The sequence below is a fragment of the Streptomyces kronopolitis genome (assembly GCF_014646275.1).
Classification (GTDB): Bacteria; Actinomycetota; Actinomycetes; order Streptomycetales; family Streptomycetaceae; genus Streptomyces; species Streptomyces kronopolitis.
In genome coordinates this window covers 262,189-274,168 of sequence record NZ_BMND01000003.1, presented here as the reverse complement: position 1 = coordinate 274,168, position 11,980 = coordinate 262,189, and the positions used below count along the sequence as shown (strand labels likewise).

General features: G+C 72.4%; 9 protein-coding genes. 1 reads left to right on the top strand and 8 read right to left on the bottom strand.

Annotation, left to right across the window (positions count from 1 at the left end):
- Positions 1 to 31: 31 nt before the first annotated feature.
- The 3 genes from IEY78_RS05485 to IEY78_RS05475 are packed head-to-tail and all read right to left on the bottom strand — an operon-like array spanning position 32 to position 3,169.
- Entirely contained in the window at positions 32 to 1,951 is a 1,920-nt protein-coding gene (locus IEY78_RS05485; protein WP_189096422.1) for a VgrG-related protein, read from the bottom strand.
- A complete protein-coding gene (locus IEY78_RS05480; protein WP_189096421.1) occupies positions 1,948 to 2,730 on the bottom strand; it encodes a CIS tube protein in 783 nt (260 codons plus the stop codon). The genes IEY78_RS05485 and IEY78_RS05480 overlap by 4 nt, the downstream gene beginning before the upstream one ends.
- 1 nt (position 2,731) lies before the next feature.
- The gene (locus IEY78_RS05475) at positions 2,732 to 3,169 is read right to left on the bottom strand and encodes a phage tail protein (RefSeq protein WP_189096420.1); all 438 of its coding nucleotides are present in this window, start codon (positions 3,167 to 3,169) and stop codon (positions 2,732 to 2,734) included.
- Between the two features lie 2,823 nt (positions 3,170 to 5,992).
- On the opposite strand from IEY78_RS05475, the gene IEY78_RS05470 reads away from it, so the two are divergent.
- Complete coding sequence (locus tag IEY78_RS05470) at positions 5,993 to 6,253, top strand: hypothetical protein (RefSeq protein WP_189096419.1); 261 nt, start codon at positions 5,993 to 5,995, stop codon at positions 6,251 to 6,253.
- Positions 6,254 to 6,807: 554 nt separating this feature from the next.
- Here the strand turns inward: IEY78_RS05470 and IEY78_RS05465 are convergent.
- From IEY78_RS05465 to IEY78_RS34185, 5 genes are all read right to left on the bottom strand, one after another.
- Positions 6,808 to 6,966, bottom strand: a complete 159-nt coding sequence (locus tag IEY78_RS05465) for a DUF6760 family protein (RefSeq protein WP_189096418.1) — start codon at positions 6,964 to 6,966, stop codon at positions 6,808 to 6,810.
- A complete protein-coding gene (locus tag IEY78_RS05460) occupies positions 6,963 to 7,457 on the bottom strand; it encodes a hypothetical protein (protein ID WP_189096417.1) in 495 nt (164 codons plus the stop codon). The genes IEY78_RS05465 and IEY78_RS05460 overlap by 4 nt, the downstream gene beginning before the upstream one ends.
- Positions 7,457 to 7,900 (bottom strand): phage tail protein, encoded by a 444-nt coding sequence (locus IEY78_RS05455; RefSeq protein ID WP_189096416.1) that lies wholly within the window; start codon positions 7,898 to 7,900, stop codon positions 7,457 to 7,459. Before IEY78_RS05455 ends, IEY78_RS05460 begins: the two co-directional genes overlap by 1 nt.
- Before the next feature lie 70 nt (positions 7,901 to 7,970).
- Entirely contained in the window at positions 7,971 to 9,548 is a 1,578-nt protein-coding gene (locus tag IEY78_RS05450; protein WP_189096415.1) for a phage tail sheath subtilisin-like domain-containing protein, read from the bottom strand.
- 54 nt (positions 9,549 to 9,602) lie between these two features.
- Positions 9,603 to 11,645, bottom strand: coding sequence for an eCIS core domain-containing protein (locus IEY78_RS34185; protein WP_229699720.1), 2,043 nt, complete (start codon positions 11,643 to 11,645; stop codon positions 9,603 to 9,605).
- Positions 11,646 to 11,980: the final 335 nt, after the last annotated feature.

The following is an 11,980-nucleotide window of genomic DNA, read 5'->3' as shown; positions in this document are numbered from 1 at the left end:
CCCCCTAGATCCCCTGGATCCCCTGGATCCCCTAGAACGGAATGCCGTTGCGCAGGACGGCCGGTGCGTTCAGCGTGACCGTGGCCGGCGAGTTGATGGCCGCCGCGGCACCGGCGTTGACGGCCACCGCGCCGACCGCGCTGACGGAGACCGCGCCGACGGAGTTGACGGCCACCGCGCCGGCCGACTTCAGGCTGATGGCGCCGGTCGCGTTGATGTCCGCGACGGCGCCCGCCATGACGCCGAACTTCGCGCCCGCCTTGATGTCGACCGCCCCGCCGGCGCTCATCGTCAGCGAGCCGCCCGCGGTCAGCGACAGATTGCCGCCCGCCCTGATGCTCACGTTCCTCGTCCCGGTGATGGAGACGGAGCCGTCGCTGCGGACGGTGACCTGGGTGCGCGTCTCGTCGAGGTGGACGGTGAGCCTGCCGTTGCCGGTCTGCAGCCGGATGCCGCTCTTCATCCGGGACTTGGCGTCGACCAGCTCGACGGTGTGGCCGCTGCGGGAGGCGAGGGAGCGCCAGTTGATGCGGCCGCTGGTCGGGTCCACCGCGGGCAGCCCGTCCGGGTCGGGGGTCGGCTTGTCCCTGCCGTTGTAGAGCCCGGCCAGGACGTACGGATGCTCCAGCGAGCCCCGGTCGAAGGCGCACAGCACCTCGTCGCCGACCTCGGGAAGGATCAGCCCGCCGCCCCGTACCCCGCCCAGCTGCGCCACCCGGCACCAGTCGCTCTCGTAGGTGTCCGACAGCCAGGGGAAACGCAGCCTGACCCGGCCCAGCTTCAGCGGGTCCTTGGCGTTGCTGACCAGTGCCATCGCCACCCCCGGCATCGGCGGCGCCGCCTCCGCGCCGCCGGAGGCGAGCCCGTACAGCGACCGGAACTGCCGGCCCGAGACGGTCAGCCAGGTGGTGAACTGCCGTCCGGACTCGAAGACATGGCGTACGCCGGTCGCGGTGTACTTCCCCTCGAACGGGAAGCCGGCTCCCTTGAGGGCGACCGGCCGGCCCGGGGTCAGCTGGGGGTTCCCGGTGACCGCCACCTCCAGTTCGGCGAACGAGCCCGCCACGTCGTCGGCGAGCGCCCGGGCGGCATGGGTGACCTGGGCCTGGGTGGTGAACGGGGTGTCCGTGGCGGTGAGTTCGGAGCTGCCGAAGGGCTTGCTGAGCGCTCCGGGCGCGAGGTCGGCGACGATGTCCTTGCTGGTCGTGGCCGGGGACTCGGCGGACAGGGCGCGCTTGGCGCGCATGTCCCAGCCGCGCGCGCCCGCCTTGGCGACCTGCCCGGCGGCGGTGACCGCGATCCGGCTGTGCAGCGCGTTGTGGCCGAACTCCAGGACGTAGGGGCTCTGCGCGGCCGGGGTGGTGTCGGCGGGCGCGGAGGAGGCGGGGGCCAGCTTGGCGAACCGCAGCTTGCCCTGCGGGTCGAAGGAGAGGTGGACGTCGTTCTCCTGGGCCAGCCGCAGCAGGAAGTCCCAGTCGGTGATGTTGGGCTGGGTGGCCAGCTCGTAGACGGTACGGGTGGCCTCCACCGTGCCGAGGGCGAGCTTGTTGCGGCCGGCGAGGCGGCGCACGATATCGCTCGCGGTCATCTGGGGGTAGCCCGCGACGCGGCGGTTGCGCAGCAGCCGGTGCCCGGGGTCGTAGCCCCGGACCACCAGCGACTTGCCGCTCGCGTCCGCGTCCACTTCGAGGGCGGTGATCTCGCCGGTCAGCATGGGGGTGCCGCGCTGCCCGTCGGTGAAGGGCGACAGCACCGCCTTCGCGCCGATCTTCAGCTGCGGGAAGGTCTGGAGGATGTCGGAGCCGCGGTCGGAGAAGGTGAGCTGGAAGGCGGACGGGACGTTGACGCTGGCGTCCACCCAGCCCTCGGTGAGGAGGGCGGCGAGCCGGTCGGGCAGCACCGTGCCGCCGATCTCGACGTGCAGCACGCTGGTGTACGTCTTCTCGCTCATCGCTGGGCCTCCTGGAGGGTGGGGTGCCCGGTGGGGCTGTGGACGGGACCGCCCTCGGGCGGGCCCTCGTCGGCGGCGGGCAGCAGCAGCTCGGTGCCGGGCCGCAGCCGCATCGGGTCGTCGATCTCGTTCGCCTCCGCGATCAGCCGCCAGCGGGTCGCGTCCCCGTACTCCCGCCACGCCAGCGAGGCCAGCGAGTCGCCCGCGACCGTGCGGTGGATGCGGCGGGCGGAGAGCGCGCCGGAGGTGGGGTTCTGTCCCTTGGTGGGCATCGCCACCTCGGTGAGGGACAGCGAACAGGTGGCGCGGATCGGCTCGCCGGTCGGGTTGAACAGCGTGTAGGTGGCGCTGACGCTCGTCACGTACGCGACGAACTGCACGGTGTTGAACGCCCCCCAGGAGAAGCGGACCCACGGCGGCGACGGGCGCTTGGAGCTGACGCTCTGCGGGGTCACCTCGCAGCAGGAGAGCAGGAGTTCCACCTGCTTTTGCACCTTCCCTGCGTTGGGGGTGCCGGAGGCGTCCAGGAACACCTCCAGCTGGAGCGTGGCCGGCCGGGCACCCGTGAACTTCGGCGGGGCGCCGCGCGTGTAGGCGACGGCGGCCTGGGTGTGCCACTCCGCCTCCCGCCCGAGCTGCAACTGGGTCGGGTTGAACTGGAACTCCACCTCACCGATCCGGCCGCCGAGCGAGCCGCCGAGGTCGGTGGGGGGCTGATGGATCGCGAGCGCGGCCCGCACGAGGCTCGCGCCCGCCTTGCCGCCGGTCGGCGCGGGCATCTCAGGCACCTCCCGCGTCGGTGAATCCGTGGTGCGCGATCTCCAGCGTCTCGGTCGCCACCCCCGGGCTGGCCGGGTCCAGACTCGGCCCCTGCCACCGCACGGGCAGCACCTCCACCAGCCCCCACTGCGCGACGATCGAACCGTCGGCGCGCAGGGCGGCGATCTGGGCGGTGGGCCGGCGGATACCGGTGGCGATGGACGAGATCCAGGCCGCCACGCGGGAGGTGTCGGCGGTGAGCGGGCGGGTGAGACGGATCGTGGAGTGCGTCACGCGGGTGGGCAGCTGCCAGACGAATCCGTTGTTGCCGCCTTCCTGCCGCTGCTCCACCTCCACCTCGGAGGCCAGCCCGTCACAGCCGTTGAACAGCCCGAGGTCCTGGCCGTCGATGGACAACTTGAAGAAGACGGTGGATCCGGGGTCCTGGGTCGCGGGCATGGGGTGGCTTTCTGGGTGGGTGGGTGGGTGAGGGAGTGGCTGAGGGGGTGGGGTCCGGCTGAGGGGGTGGTGGCCGGCGGCGGTCGGTTGGGTCAGCGGCCGCGGTCGCGTAGTCGGCCGATGCGTTCGCGGTCGCTGCGCAGTTCGGCCCGTAGCAGTCGGGACAGCGGCGTCACTAGGCGGCGGGCGAGTTCGTCCAGCTCGGCGGGGGTGGTGGGGGGTGCGGTTGGGGTTGGGGTTGGGGTTGGGGCTGAGGTGGGAGCGGGGGGTGAGGGGCGGTTGGGGGGTGCGGATGTGCGCTGGAGGGGGGTGGGGGGTGGTGGGGAGGTGTTTGTTGGGGTGTTTAGCGAGGGAGGTGGTGGGGTGGTCGGCGGGGCACTTGTGGGGGTGCCAGCTGAGGTGACCGTGGGGGTTGTGGGTGTGGCGTGGCGGGTGCGTTGTACGGGGTGAGGCGCGCGGGTGGTCACGAGCGGGGCCGGGGAGGCGGGGGCGACCAAGGGTGCGATGGGTGGGACTGGTGGCGTGGGTGACGTGAGGGTGCGTCGTTGTGTGGCTGGGGTGGAGGGCATGGCGGGGGCAGACGGTGCTGCCAGGGCTGGTGTTGGGGCTGCGAGGGGCATTAGGGGTTGGGCCGGTGGGGCTGAGGGCACGGCAGTTGAGGCTCGCTGCAGGGTCCGTGGTGAGGTGAGTGGCTGCGGGGCCACGGGGTGCGGAGCCGGTGCTTGCTGTGTCGGGTTTCCCGGGTGGGGTGTGCTGGTGGGCGTTGCTCGCAGCGGTGCGGCGGGCGTGGTGCGAAGCCCTGCGGGCGGTGTCGGGGTTCCGGTTCGCCCGAGGTGTCCGCTGCTGTTCTGGCCGAACTCCCGGGAGACCAGTGCCCGTGCCGTCGCGAGCGGGGCGCGCCGCACACCCGGCCGGGGGCCCGGCTGCGGCGGTGCCGCCTCAACCGCCGTACGCAGCAACGACTGTGCTCCGGAGGCGTCAGGCGCGACATTGGCCCTCCTCGCCCTCGTCGCCTCACCCATCGGTGCGGGGGTGGGCGTGGGGGACGTCCCTGCGTCCCGGACCGAAGCCTGCGGCGACGACGCGTCGCTCCCTCCCGCTACGTGTGTGGCGCGTGGTGCGGTGCGTGCCGTGCGTGCGGCGGCCCGTTGTACGACGGCCTGGCGGGATGTGTCCGGTGTCGGTCCCACGGGTACGGGGCCGAGTTCGTGGGGAGCAGTCGGGACGGCGGGGTCACGTGACGGTACCGACGAGGGTGCACTCGCGCGCTGGACGGGCGTCACCACCTTGGGGACGGCCGACGGCGACACCGCAGCGTCACGCGGCGACGCAGCCGACGGGGCCGACGGGGCCGACGGGGCCGACGGCACATTCGCACGCTGCACAGGCGTCGGCCCGGCTTCGAAGGTAACCGGCCTGGGCGCCGGGGCGGGCGAGGGCGTGGCCGACGGTGTACCCGCCCGTTGAACGGGGGTTGGAGCCGTCGCACCCTTCGCCCCCTCCGACCGCTCACGCGGTACGAACGGTGCGCCGATCAGTGGGCGCCGGCGACCGGTACGCGGCATGGGCTGGAGGTTCCCTGCGGCATCGCGCGTCGGTCCCGAGGGCGCATCGGCGCTCGCCGACCGTTGCACCTCCCGACGCTCGTCCCCCGACGCCGCGCGCATCGTATTGCGGGCGGGACCAGTGCTCGGGGCTGCGGGTGCAGGGTCAGGCGCAGGGGCAGGGGCAGTGACGTTCTCCTGGGCCGTGGCCCGCGTCCGTATCCCACTCTGCGCGGCGGTGGCCTCTGATCCGCCGGTCTCGGGCAGCTTCGCCGGCTCGATGGGCCTGCCGGAAGACTGAATCGGTGCCCCAAGTCCCGCCCGCAGTGGCCGCGTTGACGTCGTGCGTTGTACGGAGTTGCCCGTCTGAGGCCGCTCCGTCCGCGACTCTTGCGCGCCCGGCCGAACGGCGGGGACGGGCTTCGCCTGAGACGGGGACGCGTCAGCGGGCGTGGGCGGGGAGGCGGACGTGGGGGTGGAAGGGGATGCCGCAGTGGGCGCGGGCGCAGACGCGGGCAGAGGCCCGGGCCCGGACGCAGGCACAGACAACGGCCCGGGCCGCGACGCAGACGCGGGCGCAGGCGCAGGCGCGGAAGCGGGCGCAGACGCGGGCGGAGGCCCAGGCTGGTGCGCAGGAGCAGGCGCGGACAACGGCACGGGCCGGGAAGCGGGCGCAGAAGCCGGCACCGCCCGGGACGGGGATGCAGACGCGACCGACGACGGAGGCGTGGGCGCCGACAACGGCGCAGACGCGGTCGCCCCCTCGCCCGCAGGCTTGGTCGCCGACACCGGCCTAGACGCTCCCTCTCCACCCGGCTTGCCCGGCGACGCGGTCACGGGATCCGGGCCACGACCAAGGCCACGACCGGGGCCACTCGCCTCGGGGACGACCACGGGTGGACCTCCCGATTCCGGTGCGGCCCCCGGTGCCCGGCGCACGGCCGCCCGTCGCTGTACTGCCCGCACGGGAGTATCGGGCGGTACAGCGACAGGGGCCGGCGTCACCGCCGCCTCCCCGGAGGGTGCGGCGGGTGCCCCGGATCCCGGCAGGGGGATCGGGCCCGGGACAGCTGTGGGCCGGGCATCGGCCCCGCGCGCCGGGTCGGCGACAACCGGTGCCGACGCTCCGATGACCGGCGCGGACGCCCGGATGACCGGCGCGGACGCCCCAATGTCAGGTGCCGAGTCCCCAGCAGCCGACACCGGCGCTGCGGCAACCGGCCTGGGCGCTGCGGCAGCCGACGCCGCAGGTCCGGACGCAGCCGAGGAGGCCGGCCCCTTGCCCACCGCCCTCACCCGGCGCACCGGCAGACCGGCCGCCCGCGGCGCCGACACCAACGCGGGACGCACCGACTCCCGCACCCTGACCACCGACGCGGAAGACCCCAACGCCCCCGCCCTCGACCGCGCAGACGCGGCAGACGACGCAGAAGACGCAGACGAATCCGACGGCGCAGACGCGGCAGACGCGGCAGACGCGACAGAAGAAGCCGACGGCCCCGACCGCGCCGACACCCCCGACACCCCCGACACCCGCTGAACATCCACCGCCCGCTTCAAACCCCGACGCGCCGCCCCCACACCACTACCGCCCCCGCCCACCGAACCACCCGAGCCCCCCGCCCCAAACGCCCTAGCCTCACCCACAACCCCACCCGCAACCTCCCCCACGCCCTCCTCCCCGCCCCGCCCCGCCACCGGCAGTCGCAGAGCCGGGAGGTCGAGGCCGAGCGGGGTCCCCACACCGCTTGCCGGAAGGGGGGTGAGGACGCCGTGGAGCATTCCGGCGGGTGCCGAGGCGCGTACGTCATGGCCGAGTTCGCCGCCGAAGGACGGATCGCGGTGCGCGCTCAGCGACGCGGCGAAGCCGGTCTCCGCGACGGTGCGGGGTGCCCCCAGGACCCGCTGGACGGGAGGCACCGCAGCCCAGCCACCCGCCCGGCCGCTCCCCCGGGCGCCCTGACCCGCCGGGCTTCCCTCACTCCCGGCCGCCTCCACCGATGTCCCGGCCTCCGACTCCCGCACACGCTCCGCGCCCCGCACGCCCCGCGCACCCCGCGGCCCCCGCAGCCACCCCAACACACTCATCCCCCGTCACTGCTTCCCTTCGGCCCGCTCGACCAGGGCCGCGCTCTGTGCCACGTACGCGCGCCGGTCGGCGTGTTCGAGGTCGAGAATGTCGTCCAGCCCCCAGTGGAAGTGGTAGGCCAGATAGGCGACTTCCTCCTCGATCCGACCAGCCGCGTACGTCACGATTCCCCCAGGCGGCTCCCGGCCAGCTCCACCTCGAAGGACTCCTCGCAATGCGGGCAGGCCACGGCGGCACGGGTGTGCCCCTCGGCGTTGATCTGCCGGTAGAAGTCCTGCAGAAAGGCCAGATCGGAGGCGAACATGTTCTCCACCGTTCCGTCGTGCACGGACCCGAGCGTGCCGAGCCGGGTGATGACCCGGCCGAGCAGCACGACCGACAGATACGCCGGGTTCTCGCGTACGCGCACATCCCGCAGCGGAATCAATTCGTCCCGCGCCGTCGCCAGACGCATCGCGCCGTTGCGGTGGACGGTGCCGGACTCGTCGACGAATCCGCGCGGCAGCTCGAACTCGAACTCCGTCCGCAGTGGTTCACGCACCGCCGCACGGGGCACGGCTGCCGCGCCCGCCGTCTCCGCCGCCGGTGCGGCGTCCGCCGGCGGTGCCGTATTCGCCGGGGCGGCCGTCCGCGCTCCCGGGCCTGCGCGCCGCATTATTCGATGACCAACTCTTCGAAGACGATGGTGACCTGCTCGGTCAGCGCGGCCGCGTCGCCCGCCTTGACCCCGCTGGTCTCCACCTTGCTGCACCAGGCATTGCGCATGTTGTAACGCTTCACCGGGTTGTTCTGGTAGTCCATCATCATGATGGTGGCGTTCTTGCGGGCCGAACCCATGTCACCCGCGATGGACTTGTTGATCCATTCGCTGAACGCGGAGCTCTCCGTCATACCGCGGGTCACCGTGCACTCGCCGGCCTTCTTCGTGCCGGGCATCTTCTTCACGACGGGCTTTCCGGCCGCCGACACCTGCTGGTATTCGATGACGTCCTGCTCCATGGTCAGGCCGCTGACCTCCTGAAGGTATTCGACCATGACGCCGTCGATCTGGAGGCCGAAATTGTGTGTTGCAATTGCATCACCTGGCTGAAAGGCCATGAGATTTCACTCCTGTTGCGGTAGGTAGGAGAATGCCGGTACGGGCGAGGGGAGGGAACGGGAGGGAGGATTATTCCTCCAGTTCTCCGCCGCCTCCGGAGAACTGCGCCAGCCGGAAGACCACGAACTCGGCGGGCTTGACCGGCGCGATGCCGATCTCGCAGATGACCCTTCCCAGGTCAACGGACTCGACCGGGTTGACCTCCGCGTCACACTTCACGTAGAAGGCGTCCTCGGGCCGCTGGCCGAACAAGGCGCCCGAGCGCCACTCGTTGACCAGGAATGCCGAGATGTTGCGCCGGATACGGGCCCACAGCGCCTCGTCGTTCGGCTCGAACACCACCCACTGCGTCCCGATGAGGATCGATTCCTCGAGGTAGTTGAAGTAGCGCCGGACGTTCAGATAGCGCCACGCCGGATCGGATGCCAGGGTCCGCGCGCCCCACACCCGGATTCCGCGTCCGGGGAAGGACCGGATGCAGTTCACACCGACCGGATTGAGCAGGTCCTGCTCACCGCGGGTGATCTGCAATTCCAGATCGACCGCCCCGCGGACGACCTCGTTGGCCGGCGCCTTGTGGACCCCCCGCTCGGAGTCGTTGCGGGCCCACACGCCCGCCATGTGGCCGGACGGCGGGACGACGCGCGACTGGCCGGAGGTCGGGTCGAAGACCTTGAGCCACGGGTAGTAGAGCGCCGCGTAGCGGGAGTCGTAACCGGCGGTCTCCTGGCGCCACTTGCGGATGTCGCGGGCGTTCAGCGAGGGAGGCGGGTCGAGGACGGCCATCCGGTCGCCCATCAGCTCGCAGTGCGCGATGAGCCCGAGCTGGACGGCCCGGACCTGCTCCTCGTCGATGAGGCCCTGCTGGTAGCAGGCCATCAGGTCGGGCACGGCGACCATGTTGACCTCGTCGAGGGCCTCCAGGCCGCCGAAGCCGGTGCGGTCGGCGGAGTCACCGATGAACCGGCCGGAGTCCAGCCGCTCGACGGCGCCGCGCGCGACGGGGGCGGCGGGCGCCGGGGCCGGCGGGGTCAGCGTGACGGCCTGGGCGTCCGGCTTCACCAGCTGCGCGGCCGCGACGGCCTCCTCGACGACGATCGCCTTGGACCGCTGCTTGACCTGCGCGACGACATAGTTCCGGGCGCTTTTCTTCGCGCTGACGTCGAAGCTCTCGACGACCTTGTCGCCGTCCTTGACGACGAGCTTGAACCGGTCGGCGCCGCCCTCGCCCTCGGGCTCCTGCACCTCGACGGTGAGCGCACCGCCCGCGGCGGAACCGGGCGCGAGAGCGGCGACCTTGAAGGTGCCCAGCGCCACCGGCTCACCGGCGGTCAGCGCCCTGGGCGCCGCCTCCGAGGCCCCGGCGGGCTGCGGGCCGTCGGCGGTGCCGCCCACCCGCACGACGTATGCCGCCGTCCCGCCGTTGTTGAAGAATCCGTACACGGAATGCGCCAGGTAGTAGCCGTCCGTGAATTCGCTGAAGGCCGCGACATACTGGGACCAGTTCGTCACCAGCGTCGGCTCGTTCAGCGGGCCGGTGGGCGCCAGTCCGACAAAGGCCGCGACGGAGGTTCCCACGCCCTCGATGGGCCGGGATCCGCTGGCGACCTCCTCGACGTATACGCCGGGCGACAGGTAATTGGGCATGGAACGTTGCTCCTAGTAGGCGTGGGGGTGAAACGGGATGGCGGCGCGTCGCACTCAGGTGGAAACGTCGTAGGAGATGTTCTCCTCGGCGATCCGTGCCGCCTTCGGCAGCATGGCCTGCGGCCTCAGCAAGTGCTTCAGGAGGTAATGCATCAAGGCCTCGCCGCTCATGCCCTTCAAGCTGTCCGCCAGCTTCGGATTGCTCCGCTCGAAGCGCGCGATCTCCAGCACGGCGCGTTCGGTGAGACCGGGGATGATGTCGGGGCCGTGCAGGATGTTCTGGAAGAGCCGTTCCTGGTACGAAACGGCCTTTCCTTCGTCGTCGTAGTAGTTCTGCGTGCTCTTCTCATCGCCCCGGACCTGCGGAATGACGAGGGAGGACGCCGCGCGTTCGGCGTCCGGCCGGTCGGCCACGGCGAGGAAGTCGTCCGCCTCGATGTCACCGGCGCCCAGGGCGAACTTGCGGACGAGCCGGGTGTGGGTGGCGGGGTCCTTGAGTTCGCGGGTGGGAAGCGCCGAGTCCGTGTCGGCCCGGTCATGCGCGGCCGAGCGGATCTCGGGGTACTCGCGCTGGGCGAAATCGGAGAGCATCACCCAGCCGCTGCTGAGCAGACCCGACTGCTGGAGGGGGAGATGGACGCACGCCGGCGTGTCGACCTCGTCCTCGGGATCCTTGGCGAAACGGGTGCCGCGGAACGCTCCCGGGGCCTCGATGACGAAGAAGACGAATCCGGTATTGGCGAGTCCCGCCTCGTCATAGGCCGTCGTGTTGTGCGCGAATTCCGGCTTCTCCAGCTCCAGCCTCGTCTTCGGCTGCACGGCGCCGTCGGTGAGCATGGCGCGTGCGCGTTTGCTCGGGGTGTAGTGGTGCAATTCGGCGCCCAGCAGGGCCTGCCGCAGCTTCCGGCGCACCGGCTCCATCCACGCGGGCTCGCTGCGCTCCTTGGAGAAAAATTTCTTCTGCCCGCGGTCCCTGTTCTCCGACCGCATGGCCGCCAGGTTGCGGTGCGAGAGTTCGGCGACATAGCTCTGCCCGGTCAGGCCGAGCGCGCCGGTGCTGTGCGCGAATTCCGGGGAGTTCCAGAGCAGGCCCTCCTCGGTCATCAGCTCGTAGGGGCCGTCCTCGTCGGCGGTGGCGCGCCGCAGCCGGGACAGCCGCGCGGACTGCCGCTGCATCTCGGCCTCGACGGCCTTCCGCAAGTGCGGCAGCTGCTCCTGGTCGCCGTGCCGGTGCAGCAGGTCGGCGATCTCACCGAGCAGGTGCAGCCGCTCCTTGGGGCGTTGGTCGGTCAGCGCGTCGTAGGCCTCGACGCGCTGCTGGACGGCGGGATCGGCGCACGGCTCGGCCAACTGCCCGGCCAGGGGCCCCGTTTCCACCCGCTGCACTTGGGCGCCGTGCCCGGCCACCACGGACCCGGCCGATGCCGACGGCTCCGGCCCCGCCTCCGTCTCCGGCTCCGTGCCGCGCTGCACGGGCGCGGTGCGGCGCAGCGCCCGCGAGGCGTTCGCCTCCGCCTCCCGCTCGAACCGGTCGGCGGGGTCGGAGACCCTGGTCCCGTCGCCGCGGTCGGTGCCCGCCACCGGCCCGGAGCGCTGCTGGAGGACATGGGTCAGCTCATGGGCGAGCATGTGGCGGCCGGCCGCCGAGGAGCCGTCGTAGCGCCCCCGCTGGAAGACGATGTGCGCACCGGACGTGTACGCATGGGCCTGGACCGCCGCGGCCGACTCGTGGGCGGCGGCGTCCGTGTGGACGCGCACGTCGGAGAAGTCGGCGCCGAGGCGTGACTCCATGTCGGCCCGTACCGGGTCGTCGAGCGCACGGCCCGGGGTGCGCAGGACGTCCGCGACGGGCGAGCGCTGCACGGACGGTGCGGGGTGTTCGCAGCCCGCGCCGCGCCGGTGCTGCTCGTCGGCGGCCAGGGCGGCCGAGAAGGCCGCGTTGCCCGCGGTCCGCTGGAGGACGGCGACGGCCTCCGGGACGAGAGGTCCGGACCGGCCCACGGCCGTCCGGGCCGCATCGGCGGTGGTCGTGCGCGCAGCGGGGGCCGCTTGTGCGTGCTCGCGGCCGGATTCCGGCCGCCGGTCATGCGACCGCATGACATTCCCCCGTCCCGCTCACTGCCGACCCGCGCTGGTCACCGCCGGTCATGTGCTCCCGTTCGTACGCTGTCGATCCTCGCGCCCGGGCGGGCCCCGGTGTAGAGACGAACGGGCGCCGGCGGGGGCAGAGCGGGCTGCCCGTTCGGCCACGAGGGCGTCGTGCGGCCGGTGTCCGGGGGCCGGCGGGGCGACGTCCGGAGGCGGCCTGAGCTGCGGTGTCCCGGGTCGTGGGGTGGCCCTGCGCCGCTCCGGCGTGCGGGCAGCCGCCCCGTGCACCGGCCGTCAGGACACCCGGCTCTGCCCCCCGTTCTGCCCTCGCGGACACTGCCCCG